Raw genomic sequence first — 16,850 nt, 5'->3', positions numbered from 1 at the left:
TTAGTCTCTAATGAAAAAAATATTACTTGTAGGTAAACCTAACTGCGGCAAAAGCCTGTTATTCAATCAACTTACCGGATTACGACAAAAAGTCGCTAACTACCCAGGTGTAACCGTTGAAATTAAAAGCGGGAAAATGGGCGATTATGAAGTTGTCGACTTCCCTGGTACGTATTCTCTCAATACTTTATCGATTGATGAACAAGTTGCGGTCGATCAATTAACATCGCGCATTAAAGATGAAGAAACTGAATTAGTTGTTTGTGTACTAGACGCCACTCGTTTAGAACGTAGTTTAGTGTTTGCTTTACAAGCACAGCAATTAGCGATTAAAGCGAACAAACCAATCGTATTTGTTTTAAACTTTATTGATGAGCTAAAGCGTTTTGGTCATGATCTGGATATTGAAGCTTTATCTATTGACCTTGGTGCACCTGTTTATGCATTGTCTGCTCGTTCTCTTGATGGAATTTCAGAGTTTAAAGACAGTTTATTGTCAGCAGCACATAAACACTTTACGCCTCACAGCCCAATTGCTCACTTAGAGACCACTAAAGAATTTGTTGATTTCAGCCGTAAATTAGCAAAGGCATATGCGATTAACAAAGATGTAGTACTAAAAAATCAAAACAAAGTAGATACCTTTTTACTTAATAGTTTTTTAGGCGGCTTTGCCTTTTTAGCTATTATGTTTGTGCTGTTCCAAAGTATCTTTACATGGGCAACGCCACTTATGGATGGTGTAGAAACCATTATTGCTAGCTTTGCAGGATTTGTAACTCAGTTTACTGGCGAAGGCGTAGTCACCGACTTTTTGAATGATGCGATATTTGGTGGTGTGGGTTCATTCCTCGTATTTGTTCCGCAAATTATGGTACTTACTTTTGTTATTGGCTTATTAGAAGACAGCGGGTATTTAGCCCGTGCTGCGTTAATTTGTCATAAACCATTAAGTTACTTTGGTCTATCTGGTCGTAGTTTCATTCCTTATTTATCAGGCCATGCCTGTGCAATCCCTGCGATTATGGCAGCAAGAACTATAGAATCTCCACGTAAGCGTTTGATCACTATGTTAACCATACCTCTTATGTCTTGTTCTGCTCGTTTACCTGTATACGCTTTATTAGTTTCTGTATTTATCCCTTCAGACCAGTACTTTCTAGGCTTCTTTAATATGCAAGGCGTGACATTCTTTGGCTTGTATATGATTGGCATAGTAACCGCACTTATTGTTAGTGCTGTATTAAGCCACTCTAAAGCGACTGAACAAGAAAAGTCAGAAATGCCGTTTATTATTGAATTACCAAGTTACCGTTTACCACATTGGAAACCGCTTTATCACCGTATCATTAACAGCGGCGTTCAATTTATTAAACGCGCTGGACCAATTATCTTTATGGTTGCTGTAGGAATTTGGGTATTAGGTTACTTCCCAATGGGTGCAAGTTTAGAAGATTCTTGGTTAGGTACTATTGGTCACTTTATTGAACCTGTATTTGCGCCACTTGGTTTAGATTGGCGTTATGGCATTGCAATATTAATGTCCTTCTTAGCCCGTGAAGTATTTGTTGGCGCACTTGGTACCTTATACGGTATGGAAGGCGCGGACGAAAATATTGCAGGCCTTGCACAAAATATAATGAACGACGGCTTGCCGCTAGGCACTGGTATTGGCTTGTTATTGTTTTATGTTGTGGCATTACAATGTGTGGCAACTGTTGCGACATTAAAAGCAGAAACTGGTAATGGGAAGTTAGCTTGGGGCTTATATGTAGCTTACGCCATATTGGCTTACATTTTAGCTTTCTTGGCTAATACCTTCATATAAATTGGTTATTTGCTATTATCTAAAGCCAGAGTAAAATTAAATTTTACTCTGGCTTTTTAATGTCTAAAATAAACTCTCATACAAATACAAAGGTTTTAATAAGGATTTAATTGATGGAAAACAGACTCACTATATTGAATTGGATAACCCTTGGAGTTTGCTTTTTAGTGGCACTATTTGGTGTGGCTCAGTTAGGTTTTTTAATTGGTTACATGGCATTTGCACAAGAACTAAGCTTAGACAAAATTGGCTTTATACCACTTGCTGCGGTATTCGCTGGTATTGCAGCGGTTTACTTGTTTATACACACCATAAAGAATACAAACTCAAATAGTGATACAGAAAGCGAAAGCTAGCGTTAAAACTTTCACTCACACTTACTCCAATTTCATTAAGACTCTTCACCCGTATTCTTTACAAAAATTAGAGTTGTACTATATATTGCACATGTTGGTATTTTGCACTAAACTTGTCTTGTTTATTGTACAAGTACAGAAGTAATATATGGGGGTGACATATGAGAGTTGTTTCATTTACAGAAGCTCGAAATAAGCTTAAATCTGTATTAGATCAAGTTGTTGATGATGTCGATTATACCGTCATCACTCGAAGAGATGCTGAGGATGCTGTCGTCATGTCTATGGATCATTACAATAGCTTAATGGAAACGGTTCATTTACTAAAATCACCAGCTAATGCCGCTCATTTAGCAAAATCTATTGAACAATACATGTCAGACAAAACCAATGAACGAGATATTATTGATGTCTAGAAAGCTAGCATGGACAGATGAAGCTTGGAACGATTATATCTATTGGCAAGGCCAAGATAAGAAAACACTTAAACGAATTAACAAGCTAATAATTGATACCAAACGCTCACCATTTGAGGGTATTGGAAAGCCTGAACCGCTAAAAGAAAACTTATCTGGCTTTTGGTCTAGGCGTATCGACGAAACAAATCGCTTAGTCTATGCAGTAACAGACTCTCACCTAACCGTACTTTCATGCCGATACCATTATTGATTATATAGCGTCCAATGCATCATGCTAAACCTATGTTTTTCACTTTTATGATAAAGAGAACAACCAACTTTACGGTTATAAGGTTGATTGAACTCATTTAAATCAAAAGATTAGTTACTTATTTTGCAACCAGTTTAAAATAAGTTGAGTTGTTTCTTCAGGCTTTTCCTGTTGAATACAATGACCACAATCTAAACTAGCCACTTCCACATTAGGAACAAAATCAGAAAGATTTTCAGACTTAGGGATCATGTCATAGTTGCCATAGATCATAAGAGCTGGTTGCTGAATAATAGGTGCTACGTCAGCCAATAAATGCCAGTTTTGATCCAAATTCCTATACCAATTAATACCTCCTGTAAACCCAGATTTTTCGAAAGCAGAAACATAAACATTCAATTCATCATCAGTCATTATCGGGTCACCAACTGATTCTACTGATTGGGCAAGATTGATCATCATCATACCTGGCTCAGGCATTGTAAGAGGTACATTTTTTCTGAATAAATTACCAAGAAATTGAGATTTGTTTTCATCCAAAATAGCATCTGCAACTCCTACTTGTCTGTTAAAGTGAACAAAATAATTATCTGGACCAAATATCTCTTCCATAAACTCTATCCAAGGTTTTTCTCCTCTTTGCATATATGGTAAAGCCAAATTTATTATTTTATTTACTTTCTCAGGATGTAATAAAGCGAGACTCCAAACAATGTTAGCACCCCAATCGTGACCTACAAAAGTAGCTTTTTCATATCCGTAATGGTCAAGTAAAGCAACTAAATCCCCAGTTAAATGTTCAATACCATATGCTGTTATTTCAGTTGGACAAGATGAATTACCATAACCACGTTGATTAGGTACAATGACATGATATCCAGCTTTTACGAGTTCTGGAATTTGGAAACGCCAAGAAAACGCATTTTCTGGAAATCCGTGACAAAGAACAATTGGTTTACCAGCATTTTGCTTACCAGCTTCAAAGACTTCAAGTTCCACACCGTTGACTGAAATAATGGTCGAATTGGGAAAATCCATTGGGTAGTTCATAAAATAACCTCTAGTTACTTAAATTAATAATAGTTGTTTAAATTAAGAGGGGAATTTAACACTGAGGTTTGACATCAGTCTGTCAGGTTTGAATAAACGTTGTTATTAAAAAAATAAGACTTATACCAATTGTATTATTAAGTGTATTTATCATTCATGGACTTTATTTTTGCAGCAATTGCTAAGCGCACTCTTTCAGGACCTAATACTTCTACGTGTTCGTCAAAGCTGAAAATCAATCCAAAGTTCCATTCCATTTCAGGGAACTGTGCCGTTACAATCATTTCACCAGTGTCCAGATATTCAATATTTTCTCTGTCAAAAACATCCTCTACACGAACTCTCACCTGAGATGTGAATTTTAATGTAAGACTAACTAAAGAGACGTCTTTCTTTGATTCTTGTTCAATTTCACGATATGACTTTTCTCTGCGAGTGAACCGTGTTTCATCCACTTTTAAATCTATTACACGAGAGATTTTGAATAATCTAAATTCCATTTTTAACTGACAATAAGCAAACAAATACCAAGCATAATTTTTAAAAATGACCGACATAGGCTCTAACTGTCTTGTGCTTTTTTCATTTGAAAAGTTTCTATATGTAATAGATATTATTTTTGACTGAGCAATGGCATTCTGGATTATTTTGACCAAATCTTTCTGCTTTGAAGAGTTTGCCCAAGGCATCATATCAATAATAACTTGTTCCATATGTTGGTCAAAATGATTAGTTTTATCTTCTGGAATAAGATTCCGTAGCTTTTCTATAGAAGCATCAAGTTCACTATTTTCAATGGTTGAGTTCATATTCTTAAGTGCTGAAAGTATGGTGCACAAATTGTTTAGCGTAAGTAACTGGTGGCTTAATTTATAATTATCTACAATACCAAAACCGCCATTATTCCCAGGGTATGAAATAATTGGAATGCCAGCCATATTTATTGCATCAATATCTCTGTAAACCGTTCGAACTGAGATTTCAAACTTTTCAGCGAGTTCTGTTGCCGATATTCGATTTCTGTTAAGCAACATGACAATAATTGTTAGCATACGATCTATTTTCAAAGTGTTTCCTTTAATCTATCTTTGATCATATAAACACAACCTTCCATTGGCACTGATCCTGAAACAAGAAGCTCTGGGTATTCAGCTTCAACAAAGCCTAGTTTCTCATAGGCTCTTTTGGCTTTATGGTTGTCGTTAAACACAAATAAAGATAGCTCGTTTACCTTTAAATCTGCACAGCCTTTGTCAGCTAACAATGAAATCAAATCCGCTATTTTGTTTTGACCTCTGCAATCAGGATTGATCACTAAACGGCCTAAATGGCAACGTCCTGCACGTAAATAATACTGACCAAAACCTACCAATAAATTTCGTTCAACATCAGTTGCTGGCTCTGAATGTTTTAAACAAAAAGATGGTAAACGCTCCATGCTTAAATCAGCTTTAAACGTGACTTGGTCAAATGGATAACGGAATTGCGGTCCAGACCAAATCCGCATTTCAGCTTCATCTTTAAACCAACTGCTCATTTGTTGTATATCGGTGTTTATTGGTGTTGTTAATATCACTTAATTTCCTCCGGTAACATCTATAATGGTGCCAGTAGAGAATGACGACTTTTCACTGGCTAGCCAATATATGGCTTCTGCAACTTCTTCAACTTCGCCGCCACGTTGTAGTGGGATTTTAGTTTTTAATCTGTCTACTCGATTCGCCTCACCGCCGTCTGCGTGCATGTCGGTATATATTAAACCTGGGCGCACGCCATTTACCCTAATACCTTGTGCTGCTAGCTCTTTTGATAAACCAACCGTTAACGTGTCTATTGCGCCTTTTGATGCTGCGTAATCTATATATTCATTTGGTGAGCCGGTTCTAGCTGCGCCAGAAGATACATTGACAATAGTGCCGCCGTTACCACCAAATTCTAAAGACATGCGCTTAATTGCGTATTTGCTGCATAAAAAGTAGCTAGTGACATTTGTGGTTAGTATGTTGTTAATACGCTCTGCGTTCATATCTTGTAAACGCATTTGAGATTGCAAAACACCTACGTTATTAACCAGAGCAGTAATACTGCCAAGTTCGCTGTCTATTTGGTTAAATAAACCCTCTACCTCAGACTCAATAGCAACATCAGCTTGTACCGCAATACACTTTACACCCATTGCTTGAACGTCTTTTACCACGTTTAATGCGGAAGCTTGGTCATGTTTATAATTAACACACACGCTATAACCTTTACTGGCAAATAATTTTGCACTAGCAGCGCCAATGCCTCTGCTTGAACCTGTGATCAATACCACTTTCTGTGAATTCATTTTACTACTCATGTGTTCTTAATTCGTTTACTAATAATGCCGCTCTTATTTTTGTTATACCTTAAATCAACAGAATTAGAACCTTTATATAAGTTACTCGATCAGACTCTGTGCAGTAAATTGCACAAAATCTAATAATAATGATTAACAAAATTAGGGCTGAAACTGCTGCTTTTACTGTACTGAATGAATTAATTCTATACAATCCATGGCATTGTAGAATAGTCATCTATTCTTGGACTAATCCCTAAAATAATTGTTAAAAGAGTTGATGAAACAATTTCAAAATCAACTCAAATTGGAGAGACTTATATGCGTGCAGCCGGTTTTTTTAAACACCTTCAACAAGAAATTGAACAAGTAAAACTTGATGGTTTGTATAAGTCTGAACGTATTATTACGTCACAACAAAAAGCCAGTATTGATGTTAATGGCGAACAGGTTTTAAACTTTTGTGCCAACAACTATTTGGGATTAGCTAATCACCCAGACTTGATCAAAGCCGCACAAGAAGGCTTGGATGCACACGGTTTTGGTGTCGCCTCTGTTCGCTTTATTTGTGGTACGCAAGATATTCATAAAGCATTAGAAGCTAAAATCAGTGAATTTTTACAAACAGAAGACACGATTTTATATGGTTCATGTTTTGATGCTAACGGCGGTTTGTTTGAAACTATTTTAGGTGCAGAAGACGCGATTATTTCTGACTCGTTAAACCATGCTTCTATTATTGATGGTGTACGTTTATCTAAAACCAAACGTTACCGCTATGCCAATAACGACATGGCTGACCTAGAAAAACAATTACAACAAGCGGTTGCTGACGGCGCACGTTTCAAATTAATTGCTACTGATGGCGTGTTCTCAATGGACGGCGTTATTTGTGATCTTAAAACCGTATGTGACTTAGCAGATAAATACGATGCTCTTGTTATGGTTGATGATTCACACGCAGTTGGTTTTGTTGGTGAGGATGGTCGTGGTACACCTGAATACTGCGGTGTAATGGACAGAGTAGACATCATTACAGGTACGCTTGGTAAAGCATTAGGCGGCGCGTCTGGTGGTTATACAACAGGTAAAAAAGAAGTGGTTGAGTGGTTACGTCAGCGTTCACGTCCTTATTTATTCTCAAACTCGGTTGCACCTTCAATTGTAAATGCGTCTATTAAAGTATTAGAAATGCTAGAAACAGGTTCTGAATTACGTGACCAGCTTTGGTCTAATGCAGCTTATTTCCGTGAGCAAATGGAAGCGGCTGGATTTACCTTAGCAGGTAAAGATCATGCGATTATTCCTGTGATGTTAGGTGACGCACAATTAGCGTCTGACATGGCAGAAAAAATGTTAGAAGAAGGTATTTATGTGGTTGGTTTTAGCTTCCCTGTTGTACCAAAAGGCCAAGCTCGTATACGTACTCAAATTTCTGCTGCACATACCAAAGCGCAACTTGATAAAGCGATTGCTGCTTTCATCAAAGTAGGTAAAGAATTAAAGATTATTAAGTAAGATGACAATGATAAATAACATGACAATGAAAGCACTAGCTAAAACCAAATCAGAAAAAGGTATTTGGATGACTCAGGCTGAAAAGCCAGTCATGGGTCACAATGACTTATTAATTAAAATTCGTAAAACCGCAATTTGCGGAACAGATATGCACATTTACAACTGGGATGATTGGGCAAAAGCTACCATTCCAGTGCCTATGGTTGTAGGCCATGAATACGTTGGCGAAGTGGTAGACATGGGCCAAGAAGTTCGTGGCTTTACTGTTGGTGACCGAGTGTCAGGTGAAGGTCATATTACTTGTGGCCATTGCCGTAACTGCCGCGCAGGCCGTGTGCATTTATGCCGTAATACAATTGGAGTTGGTGTAAACCGTGAAGGTTCTTTTGCTGAATATTTGGTTATCCCAGCGTTTAACGCATTTAAAATTCCTGACAATATCTCTGACGAATTAGCCGCTGTTTTTGACCCATTTGGCAACGCAGTACATACCGCGTTATCTTTTGATTTAGTGGGTGAAGATGTACTTATTACTGGCGCAGGGCCAATTGGTATTATGGCTGCGGCAGTAGCCAAACACGTTGGCGCTCGTCATGTTGTGATCACAGACGTAAATCCATACCGTCTTGAATTAGCTAAAAAAATGGGTGCTACTCGCGCCGTTGATGTATCTAAACAAAAACTAGAAGACGTGATGAAAGAGCTAGGCATGACGGAAGGCTTTGATGTTGGTTTAGAAATGTCTGGCGTACCTTCTGCGTTTAATAGCATGTTAAATAACATAAACAATGGCGGTAAAATTGCCATGTTAGGTATTCCACCGTCAGATATGGCGGTAGATTGGAATCAAGTTATTTTTAAAGGCCTGGTTATTAAAGGTATTTACGGCCGTGAAATGTTTGAGACTTGGTACAAAATGGCAAGCTTAATTCAATCTGGCTTAGACATATCGCCTATCATTACTCACCAATTCCCAATAGACCAATTCCAAGACGGTTTTGACACTATGGGTTCAGGTCAGTCAGGTAAAGTTATTTTAAACTGGGATTAGCCCTTGTCTTGTCCTTAAAGATAAAAAGTGCAAAGTAATTAACTTTGCACTTTCCTTAATCAACAACTCCGGTTCCATTGATTTTTATTTTATTTATCAAAAATTTATCCGTTAGGTATATCCCCTATTGATACTAACGCACAATAAACTTAATGTTTAAGTTGTTAAAAATTTCGTATCGTACCTACTAATAAAAAGTGAATCGTCACATACTTTCTTTATTCCTTAAGTAGCTATGGCAGTAACAGTAAAAAAGGGTTTAACATTCAATGGATAGTATCGCTTTTATCTTAAAAATCATCGTTCTGATCATCTCAATCTTTGCCTTGTTTTCTTATTTCACTTCCTACAAAACAACTTCAAAAAACGCCACTAATTTGGCCAAAGAAATTAATGCGTTGGAAGATAATGAGCAAGAATTTGAATTAACCGACGAACAAGAAAATTCTGCCTTAAATAAGCTTTTTGGTTTGAAGTTGGAAGACCCCGTTAGAGCATTTGAAATGATAATCATAGGTGAAATTTCCATTCAGAGTATTTCATCGTCTTCTGGTACAAGCAGCCTGTTAGTGTCTATTTCGGGCATTAATATTCAAGTTCCAAATATTTTGTCGGTAGAGCAATTACAAAGTTTTTTTGAAACCAGTGTTCAAAATCAAGCCCCTGCTAAAGTGGCACTGATTAATAATAAATTTTACTTACTGTCACTTGGCGATTTTAGTTTAGTGGGTGAGTTGTTAACAGGTGAGTTAGAAAAACAAACAAAATCAGTAATAGAAAGTGGGCAACTTGGAAAAATTGATGATCTGCCTTTAGAGATCCTTAGTAATAGAAATGCGTCTGATAACGAGCGTTTATATTTTGATCCGATAACCAGTGGGGGAGGTTATGCCTTTTTTCTGATGATCAGCTTTGTGATCGCAGGATTTATGATTAATGGAAGTTCCTCTTATCTTGTTTGGGCTGTAACTTATGGCATTATTTTATTTATTGGATTTGGTCTATGGTATCGCTCTAAAGCAAGAGCTCGTTACAAATGTGAAGTGACCAGAATGAGTGGCCAATTTAGTCAAATAGCAAATGGATATGATCAACATCATGCCCAAGTGTATGACGAAAGTGGTCTAGGAAAAGTTAGCTTTTTACTTCCCTCAATTTGGCAAGATAAATTAGACCGTATTCCACTCGATCAAAAAGTGTCGTTTGAAGTGTTAAATGACACATCCAATATTGTCAGTATTGAAAACACCCATTCAGTCCAGCGTGATTTTAAACAAGAAAAAAACAATAAAAATTCCTTTTGGTTAGCGGTGACCTCTATATTTCTGATTTTGCACACATCGCTGTATATGGATTTAAACAAAGCACCACTTGTCTTAAAAATGTTAGAAGCGTCTGAAATTAAAGAGATCAATACTTTAGAAGATTGGAAATCTATCGATCAAGTTGGTCAGAGAATTTATACCAATTCACTGAATAGACAATGCTTATTAATCTATGGAGACTTTTTAGAAGGTGAGTCGTATGAGTATTGTGACTATTTTAATGTATTAGATACAGAGCAAAATGTTGACCTGTTAGGCAGTGTTTCCAAACAATTAGAAGCTCTTAAACAGATTGATGAGCAACTCACATTTTCTAATATAAGCAATTCTATTTATTCAGCATTAAAAATGAAAGCCATGTTCTCTAATCAACAATTGGTCGCCCAAAAAAACGTATTCCAATATGATTATTCTATTCTACATTCATGGGCTAAATGGATAACAAAATCCAACCAGGATGATCCTCTATTTAAAGAACAAATCATGACTATGTGGGATGACATAACCCCATCTACACCATGTAAAAAAGACTGTTGGCAAAAAATACTTAATTTTAATCCAGAAAACACCAAAACAAATGACAATGATTATGGGTTTATAAAAAAAGGTGAGCTTTTAGTATTCTTTTTTGCCCACAAAGAATTAAAAGAAGAACAAGCTAAATCTGTTATCTCTACTTGGGGTAAAGAGTTTATTTCTACCAGCGTTAATCTAAAGCCAGAAGTAAATGTTATGTTAATAGCTGATTCAATACCAAATAATGGGTGGTATACATTCGCTTCAACGGTAGGGCCACAACGCTCAAGGTTCACCAACAAAGAAACCGGGCCTGATTACATAACGCTGATAAAAAATGCAGCCCAATCAATAAAAATTATGCAACAAGAAAACATTGACTACGGTGTTGTTAGCGTTGTTAAAACAGAAGATAACAGAAAAAAAATCACTATTGATTTAACCATAGACGAACATTTATACCTACTAACGCTAGCGCAATTAGCGCTTATTTTATTTGGTATTGGTGGGCTTGGGTTAGCGTTATTTTTAACGTACAAACACAAGCAAGAACCAAAAAAACGCTATTGATAGATCATTAAAAAAGGGCGGAGTGATTAACTTTGCCCTTTTTATTTAAAGCTGGTTACTTATGCATTACCAGCACTTATTAAGTTAAATAAGTGCTAGTTAAATAAGCGCCAATTAAATAAGAGACAACTCAACTTCAATATTGCCACGTGTTGCGTTTGAATATGGGCATACTTCGTGTGCTGCATCTACTAACTCTTGTGCTTGTGTTTTGTCTAAATCACCAAGAGATACTGCTAATTTAACCGCGATACCAAAACCACCTTCAATTGCGCCAATTGACACTTCTGAGTTGATGTATGTTTCTTTTGGTAAAGCTACTTTAGTTTGACCAGATACAAATTGCAGCGCACCAATAAAACATGCGGCATAACCGGCAGCAAATAATTGCTCTGGGTTTGTCCCTTCACCGTCATCACCGCCTAAACCTTTTGGTGTAGACAAGTTTACTTGTAAACGACCATCATCACTTTTAGCAGATCCTGTACGTCCGCCTGTTGCTGTTGCTTTTGCTGTGTATGCGACTTCTTTTAATACATTCATTCTGTTCTCCAAAAACGTGTTTTATATAAATATTGTCCAGTTAATAACTAACTAGAGTTACTCAAAATTAATTTGCATACAAAGTATATTCATTATTTCAAACATTGCAAATACTTTGTGTGCAAATTACAATCCTGCTATTGACGCACACAAGAGCCGAAGGTAAACAAAATGGAATATCCACAACTTAAATTAGACAATCAAATATGCCATCGGCTATATATGGCTTCAAACCGTATTATTAGAGATTACCGCGAGCCGTTAATTAAGCTAGACCTGACTTACCCTCAATATATTGTGATGATGGCATTGTGGGAAAAGGACGGCATTACCATAGCTGAGTTATTAGAAAAAACGTCTATCGATGGCGGAGCCATGACGCAAATTCTAAAAAAGATGACGGACAAATCCTTGCTATCAATTGTGAAAGATGAAGACGACAAACGCAGAAAGGTCATTAAACTTGAACCTCACGGTGATGAATTACGCCATCAAGCCGCAAGTATTCCAGATAAAATAAAATGCTCTTTTTCACAAATGACAGATCAAGAAGCCCAGCAATTAATTGAGTTATTGGATAAAGTGAATCAAGAGTCTTAGCTTTACTACAAGCTCAAACTGAGATTAATTGTTTTTAACGTATTCATTTAAGAAAGCCTTAGGTGGATTTGAGGTAGATAGATAATGAAATATTGGTTGTTCTTGGGAGGATTGGCGCTAAATTTTAGTGCTGCTGCGGGTTGGAAGTATAGTGATGAAGTTTATGACTTAGCTTTTCAAATTGCTAATACAGAATGCAGCTCACATTCAAAAGAGTGTAATGAGCAACAACAACTTGCTCAAAAGTGGATTGCGTATATAAAAAAGCATGGAAAAGAAGTCACTCCTGCTAGTGCAACTTTTGAAATTCCAGCTTCAAACTTACCTTTCGCACACCTTTTAACTGCATTGAAACTGAAGGTTAATGGTGAAAAAAATAAACTATTAACCCATTATAAACAGTGTGTTGTGTATGAAATTTGTATCTTAAATTACAGCAATATTGTGCTAAGGGAAAATTTAGAAACCGAATATATTTCTGTAAGAAAGCTTTTACAAAAGCATCATGTAAGATATAAGTCTTTGGTTAATAATTATGGTTCAATGTTATTACGTGGTATAGGTGGGGAGCAGGATATAGATGGTGGGGTTGCATTATTGATAAATAATTCATTTGAGCCTGGTATATCAATGTTCAATATAGCGTCATTTTATTTCGATGTGGGGAATTATAAATATTCTCTTCGATATTTTGAAAAAGCAATGAACTTAGGTGATAAAGATGCGCTGATTCACTATGCTCGGCATTATCAATTTGGTCTAGGTACTGAAATAAATTTACAGTTGGCAAAAGATATTTTACTAGACGAATATACAAAAAGTTCTGATATTAAAGTTGGGTACTACTTATTTATTTTACTTTATGATAATCCCAATTTAGGAAGTTCGTCCTTGGATTTGGTAAAGTTATTACGCGATGCCGCAACGAAAAAATTACCGATAGCTAACTTGGATCTAGGCCGATTTTACTTTAATGGTATTTTAGTTAAGAAAGACCTCGTTAGAGCTAAAACTGAGTTCGAATTTGCATGGGTCGGAGGAGAGGTTGATGGGCTATATTACTTATCAATTACTAAACTGGTTTTGAAAGAGTCTGATAGTTGTGACTTTATTCATAACAATATTAAAAATAATAGTAGGCTTACTGTTTTGTATAATAAGTACTGCGAAAAAGAATAAAAGTAATACCAAAGTGATGAGAGAACTAAAAGTTTGGGGAGTTGTATATGAAAGCTCAAACTGAGATTAATTGTTTTTAACGAATCAAATTTTAGTGTGGAAAATAGTAGGAGTAATTCATATGAAAATGATTATATCGTTTATTTTATTAAGTCTATTTTCAACGTCTTCATTTGGAGATAATTTATCTGGTTCATGGTTGGAAATTGAACTACGTAAAGGTAACAGTGTTAATGTGGAATGCCCTTTCGCTTTTGATTTTGATTTTGATAATTTAGGAAAGTATTCAATTTTAAATGACTGTTATGGAGATAACCCTAAATTACCAGAAGTTGAAACTGGAAATTTTGAATTAGATAATAAAGGGAATGGCGTACTAAATAGAGTGTCTATATCAAATGATACTATTTTTATAAATAAACCTAATAAATTGAATTTTAAATATAAAATTGAAGGCGTTATTTTAAAGCTAACATATCCTCACAAGGGAGGCGCTCAAACTCTTACTTTTAAAAAAAGTCAGTCTTAAGTTTGTTCCAAGCAAAATGATAACTGTATATATTAAACTACAGTTAAAAGTTAGTTTAAATGTACTGCAATAATTAATGGACTTCGCACCTTCAAAAATCCGCTGGTAACTTAGCATCCATCTCTTCATTTGTTATTGGGTGAGTAAAACCTAACCTACTTGCGTGTAGCATTAATCTTTCCGCTTTAAAATAAGACTGGTCTGCGTCATATAAATCACAGCCTATAATTGGGTGGCCTATTTCTCGGCTATGGATTCTTAACTGGTGAGTACGGCCTGTTATGGGTTTGAACAATACTTTTGTGGTGTTGTTAGTTTGGTTGTAACTGATAATTTGGTATTGGCTAATCGCTTTTTTACCCGTTTGATGACAGACTTTTTGCAGGGGAAAGTTGTCTGCGTCTTTAATAATGGGAATGTTAATTTCACCACTTTTAGCCAATAACTTGCCATCTAAAATAGCTTGATATTCTTTTTGCACAGAGCGGTTACTAAACTGCTCACATATTTGTTTATTAATGTCTTTATTCAGCGCCACCAGCATTAAGCCAGAAGTGCCAAAGTCGAGTCTATGAATGAGCGTTGCCGTTGGAAAGTCTTGCACCAAACGCCAGTGTACCGAATCTTTATTAAGTGGATGTTTGCCAGATAAGCTGAGTAAGCCTGAGGGTTTATTGATCACCAATAAATATTCGTCTTGATACACAATAGAGATTTGTTCTAAACATTTGGGAACAATAAATGGGTCGGCTTGCGGTTGCATGTTTAGTCAGCCTGTTTGCTGTTTTTGCTAGCAATGCTTTTGCTAGCATGACTTTGACGACTCTGATGCTCAAGCAAGGTTAAATAAACCCGAGTATCAAATTCTATTTGGTGATATTCCGGCAACATGTGACAGCACAGTTTATAAAATGCCTTGTTGTGATCCAGCTCTTTAACATGAGCAAGTTCATGCACGACTATCATCCTCAAAAACGCCTCTGGCGCGTCTTTAAAGATTGAGCTCACTCGTAGTTCATTTTTACTTTTAAGCTTGCTGCCTTGCACTCTAGACACATAAGTGTGAGTGCCAAGTGCATTTTTAACTACGTGCAGCTTATTATCAAATTGTATTTTGTTAATGGGCGCAGATTTTTTAAGGTACTGGTTTTTAATCTCCATTACGTAGTCACGTAACTGCTTGTCGTTATTACAGTTATGTTTGTCTGGGTATTTAGCGTCAATGTAACCTTGCAGCTTATTTTGCTGCAACATTCCTTGAATTTGCTCAACCAGTGACGGCGAGTAATGATTTAAATACGGTAATCCAGACATCGACTTTTTCTTTCTCTCTATGAGGCTATTTTTGAGTTATGAAAATATGCGCTGAGACCAACGGGTTAAACCAGACGCTACACTACCAAAGTGATCACCAATAACTACAGGAATATTATTAAACTGTTGCTGTAAAAACTGATTAATTACCGGAGATTTTGCCGTGCCGCCGGTTACAAAAATAACATCTGGCTGACAGCCTGCAGCATCAACCGCTTCTTCCATTAACTGAGCGATATTATTCAGTTGATTTTCACTGGCTTGTAAAAACAATTCACGGCTTACTGACTGACTTAAACCTGAATCTAAATAGCTTAAGTCCACTGAGTTTTGCTCAGAATCAGTTAAGTTAATTTTGGCTTGCTCTGCGCTATTAACTAACTGGTAACTCAATTTTTGTTCATACACTTTTAACAAACGCGCTAACAGTTCTGGTTGCTGGGAGTCACGTTTTAGCTGCGATAAAAATCGACCGTTTTTCTCACTATAAAATTCTGTTTGAGCGTTCACGTCGTTAATCGCTACTGCTTCATGGTAACTGTTCACTGGCATAGGTTTTCCAGTTAACAGATTACTGGTGATACCTAAGTTAGGCATAATGCCTTTTAACGCCAATTGGATGTCAAAGTCATTACCGCCAATACGTTTACCGCTGTGGCTTAATAATTCTGCACTGCGGTCTAATTTATCAATAAATTGCGGGCCCATTAACAACATAGAGCAATCCGTTGTACCACCGCCAATATCTACCACTAGAACGCGAGTTTCTTTGTTTAAGGTGGCTTCGTATTCAAAACCTGCAGCGACAGGTTCAAACTGGAATTCAACGTCTTTGTAACCAACATGTTTTGCGGCGTTAGTTAATACTTCAATCGCTTGTTTGTTGCTTGCTTCACTGTTGCGACCTTGGAAGTTAATAGGGCGGCCAATAACCACTTGGTTAACTTCTCTTTGTAATTGGTTTTCTGTTAACTGTTTTACATGCGCCATCATAGACGCAACTATGTGTTCAAAAAATACAATCTGTGGTGGTAACAAACCACTGGTGCCCAAAAATGATTTAGGGGACTTAATATAATAACCTTCACTTGGATCTTCTAGGTATCTTGCAAGAGCTTGTTTACCAAAAGATAAATGCTCGGCAATGCCGTCGTAGCGTAAGTCTTCTAACGCTTCTTGGCCTAATGATAATTGATATCTTCTTAAATTGGTGAAGGCTTCTTTATGTGGGTCGTTAATATTTTTTTGTAACCAGTTAACAATCACATCTCTACTTGGAGAATACAAAGATGACGCCATGAATCGACCATGCTCACCCAAATTTATTAACTTAGGTTGGCTATTTTCCATAATACCAACAGCACAATTTGAGGTGCCATAATCAAAACCAATCATAAAATATTTCCAAATCCAAATTAAAAACTAACATTAAAGCTAACATTGAAGAGCCAAAAAGGTCGCGTAGGATACTTATGTTAGTGG

Annotated in this window: 18 protein-coding genes; 10 read left to right on the top strand and 8 right to left on the bottom strand. The window is 36.5% G+C overall.

Annotation, left to right across the window (positions count from 1 at the left end; translation table 11 throughout):
- The first annotated feature begins 10 nt into the window (after positions 1-10).
- From Q0940_RS02860 to Q0940_RS02845, 4 genes are all read left to right on the top strand, one after another.
- Positions 11-1,828 carry a ferrous iron transporter B gene (locus tag Q0940_RS02860; RefSeq protein WP_299263591.1) on the top strand — a complete coding sequence of 606 codons (1,818 nt, stop codon included), beginning with the start codon at positions 11-13 and terminating at the stop codon, positions 1,826-1,828.
- Positions 1,829-1,941: 113 nt separating this feature from the next.
- Positions 1,942-2,184, top strand: a complete 243-nt coding sequence (locus Q0940_RS02855) for a hypothetical protein (RefSeq protein WP_299263589.1) — start codon at positions 1,942-1,944, stop codon at positions 2,182-2,184.
- Positions 2,185-2,345: 161 nt separating this feature from the next.
- A complete protein-coding gene (locus Q0940_RS02850; RefSeq protein WP_299263587.1) occupies positions 2,346-2,600 on the top strand; it encodes a type II toxin-antitoxin system prevent-host-death family antitoxin in 255 nt (84 codons plus the stop codon).
- Positions 2,593-2,853, top strand: a complete 261-nt coding sequence (locus Q0940_RS02845; RefSeq protein ID WP_299263977.1) for a Txe/YoeB family addiction module toxin — start codon at positions 2,593-2,595, stop codon at positions 2,851-2,853. The genes Q0940_RS02850 and Q0940_RS02845 overlap by 8 nt, the downstream gene beginning before the upstream one ends.
- Positions 2,854-2,967: 114 nt before the next feature.
- Here the strand turns inward: Q0940_RS02845 and Q0940_RS02840 are convergent, their stop codons facing one another.
- The 4 genes from Q0940_RS02840 to Q0940_RS02825 form a co-directional block, all read right to left on the bottom strand.
- Positions 2,968-3,903 carry an alpha/beta hydrolase gene (locus Q0940_RS02840; RefSeq protein ID WP_299263585.1) on the bottom strand — a complete coding sequence of 312 codons (936 nt, stop codon included), beginning with the start codon at positions 3,901-3,903 and terminating at the stop codon, positions 2,968-2,970.
- A gap of 137 nt (positions 3,904-4,040) precedes the next feature.
- Positions 4,041-4,970 (bottom strand): YafY family protein, encoded by a 930-nt coding sequence (locus Q0940_RS02835; RefSeq protein ID WP_299263583.1) that lies wholly within the window; start codon positions 4,968-4,970, stop codon positions 4,041-4,043.
- Positions 4,967-5,479, bottom strand: a complete 513-nt coding sequence (locus Q0940_RS02830; protein ID WP_299263581.1) for a GNAT family N-acetyltransferase — start codon at positions 5,477-5,479, stop codon at positions 4,967-4,969. Before Q0940_RS02830 ends, Q0940_RS02835 begins: the two co-directional genes overlap by 4 nt.
- Complete coding sequence (locus Q0940_RS02825; RefSeq protein ID WP_299263579.1) at positions 5,480-6,232, bottom strand: SDR family oxidoreductase; 753 nt, start codon at positions 6,230-6,232, stop codon at positions 5,480-5,482. It abuts the gene before it with no gap.
- A 312-nt stretch (positions 6,233-6,544) separates the two neighbouring features.
- Here Q0940_RS02825 and Q0940_RS02820 point away from each other — a divergent pair, with 312 nt between their 5' ends.
- The 3 genes from Q0940_RS02820 (at position 6,545) to Q0940_RS02810 (ending at position 11,203) form a co-directional block, all read left to right on the top strand.
- The gene (locus Q0940_RS02820) at positions 6,545-7,741 is read left to right on the top strand and encodes a glycine C-acetyltransferase (RefSeq protein ID WP_299263577.1); all 1,197 of its coding nucleotides are present in this window, start codon (positions 6,545-6,547) and stop codon (positions 7,739-7,741) included.
- 25 nt (positions 7,742-7,766) lie between these two features.
- Positions 7,767-8,792, top strand: a complete 1,026-nt coding sequence (gene tdh / locus Q0940_RS02815) for an L-threonine 3-dehydrogenase (protein WP_299263974.1) — start codon at positions 7,767-7,769, stop codon at positions 8,790-8,792.
- Positions 8,793-9,061: 269 nt separating this feature from the next.
- The gene (locus tag Q0940_RS02810; RefSeq protein WP_299263575.1) at positions 9,062-11,203 is read left to right on the top strand and encodes a hypothetical protein; all 2,142 of its coding nucleotides are present in this window, start codon (positions 9,062-9,064) and stop codon (positions 11,201-11,203) included.
- Positions 11,204-11,317: 114 nt separating this feature from the next.
- On the opposite strand, the gene Q0940_RS02805 is transcribed toward Q0940_RS02810, so the two are convergent.
- Entirely contained in the window at positions 11,318-11,746 is a 429-nt protein-coding gene (locus tag Q0940_RS02805; RefSeq protein ID WP_299263573.1) for an organic hydroperoxide resistance protein, read from the bottom strand.
- Positions 11,747-11,917: 171 nt separating this feature from the next.
- Between Q0940_RS02805 and Q0940_RS02800 the strand changes: the two genes are divergently transcribed.
- The 3 genes from Q0940_RS02800 to Q0940_RS02790 all read left to right on the top strand — a co-directional run bounded on the left by Q0940_RS02800 (position 11,918) and on the right by Q0940_RS02790 (position 14,054).
- Complete coding sequence (locus Q0940_RS02800; protein ID WP_299263571.1) at positions 11,918-12,346, top strand: MarR family winged helix-turn-helix transcriptional regulator; 429 nt, start codon at positions 11,918-11,920, stop codon at positions 12,344-12,346.
- A gap of 84 nt (positions 12,347-12,430) precedes the next feature.
- Positions 12,431-13,525, top strand: coding sequence for a tetratricopeptide repeat protein (locus tag Q0940_RS02795; protein ID WP_299263570.1), 1,095 nt, complete (start codon positions 12,431-12,433; stop codon positions 13,523-13,525).
- Positions 13,526-13,646: 121 nt separating this feature from the next.
- Positions 13,647-14,054, top strand: coding sequence for a hypothetical protein (locus Q0940_RS02790; RefSeq protein ID WP_299263568.1), 408 nt, complete (start codon positions 13,647-13,649; stop codon positions 14,052-14,054).
- Between the two features lie 91 nt (positions 14,055-14,145).
- Here Q0940_RS02790 and Q0940_RS02785 read toward each other — a convergent pair whose 3' ends face one another.
- From Q0940_RS02785 to yegD, 3 genes are read right to left on the bottom strand one after another with little or no spacing between them, the layout of a single operon-like run.
- Positions 14,146-14,817 carry a pseudouridine synthase gene (locus Q0940_RS02785; RefSeq protein ID WP_299263566.1) on the bottom strand — a complete coding sequence of 224 codons (672 nt, stop codon included), beginning with the start codon at positions 14,815-14,817 and terminating at the stop codon, positions 14,146-14,148.
- Between the two features lie 2 nt (positions 14,818-14,819).
- Complete coding sequence (locus Q0940_RS02780; RefSeq protein ID WP_299263564.1) at positions 14,820-15,368, bottom strand: M48 family metallopeptidase; 549 nt, start codon at positions 15,366-15,368, stop codon at positions 14,820-14,822.
- A 36-nt stretch (positions 15,369-15,404) separates the two neighbouring features.
- Positions 15,405-16,763 (bottom strand): molecular chaperone, encoded by a 1,359-nt coding sequence (yegD, locus tag Q0940_RS02775; protein WP_299263562.1) that lies wholly within the window; start codon positions 16,761-16,763, stop codon positions 15,405-15,407.
- Between the last annotated feature and the right edge of the window lie 87 nt (positions 16,764-16,850).

It is taken from the genome of uncultured Psychrosphaera sp. (genome assembly GCF_947500655.1).
GTDB lineage: Bacteria > Pseudomonadota > Gammaproteobacteria > Enterobacterales > Alteromonadaceae > Psychrosphaera.
The sequence above is the reverse complement of the archived record's forward strand: the minus strand, read 5'-3'. Positions and strand labels throughout refer to the sequence as shown.

Excerpts from the sequence above, each read along its gene's own strand:
- Q0940_RS02860 (WP_299263591.1), top strand. The coding sequence starts at position 11 with ATGAAAAAAATATTACTTGTAGGTAAACCTAACTGCGGCAAAAGCCTG.
- Q0940_RS02855 (WP_299263589.1), top strand. The coding sequence starts at position 1,942 with ATGGAAAACAGACTCACTATATTGAATTGGATAACCCTTGGAGTTTGC.
- Q0940_RS02850 (WP_299263587.1), top strand. The coding sequence starts at position 2,346 with ATGAGAGTTGTTTCATTTACAGAAGCTCGAAATAAGCTTAAATCTGTA.
- Q0940_RS02845 (WP_299263977.1), top strand. The coding sequence starts at position 2,593 with ATGTCTAGAAAGCTAGCATGGACAGATGAAGCTTGGAACGATTATATC.
- Q0940_RS02840 (WP_299263585.1), bottom strand. The coding sequence starts at position 3,903 with ATGAACTACCCAATGGATTTTCCCAATTCGACCATTATTTCAGTCAAC.
- Q0940_RS02825 (WP_299263579.1), bottom strand. The coding sequence starts at position 6,232 with ATGAATTCACAGAAAGTGGTATTGATCACAGGTTCAAGCAGAGGCATT.
- Q0940_RS02820 (WP_299263577.1), top strand. The coding sequence starts at position 6,545 with ATGCGTGCAGCCGGTTTTTTTAAACACCTTCAACAAGAAATTGAACAA.
- tdh (WP_299263974.1), top strand. The coding sequence starts at position 7,767 with ATGAAAGCACTAGCTAAAACCAAATCAGAAAAAGGTATTTGGATGACT.
- Q0940_RS02810 (WP_299263575.1), top strand. The coding sequence starts at position 9,062 with ATGGATAGTATCGCTTTTATCTTAAAAATCATCGTTCTGATCATCTCA.
- Q0940_RS02805 (WP_299263573.1), bottom strand. The coding sequence starts at position 11,746 with ATGAATGTATTAAAAGAAGTCGCATACACAGCAAAAGCAACAGCAACA.
- Q0940_RS02800 (WP_299263571.1), top strand. The coding sequence starts at position 11,918 with ATGGAATATCCACAACTTAAATTAGACAATCAAATATGCCATCGGCTA.
- Q0940_RS02795 (WP_299263570.1), top strand. The coding sequence starts at position 12,431 with ATGAAATATTGGTTGTTCTTGGGAGGATTGGCGCTAAATTTTAGTGCT.
- Q0940_RS02790 (WP_299263568.1), top strand. The coding sequence starts at position 13,647 with ATGAAAATGATTATATCGTTTATTTTATTAAGTCTATTTTCAACGTCT.
- Q0940_RS02785 (WP_299263566.1), bottom strand. The coding sequence starts at position 14,817 with ATGCAACCGCAAGCCGACCCATTTATTGTTCCCAAATGTTTAGAACAA.
- Q0940_RS02780 (WP_299263564.1), bottom strand. The coding sequence starts at position 15,368 with ATGTCTGGATTACCGTATTTAAATCATTACTCGCCGTCACTGGTTGAG.
- yegD (WP_299263562.1), bottom strand. The coding sequence starts at position 16,763 with ATGATTGGTTTTGATTATGGCACCTCAAATTGTGCTGTTGGTATTATG.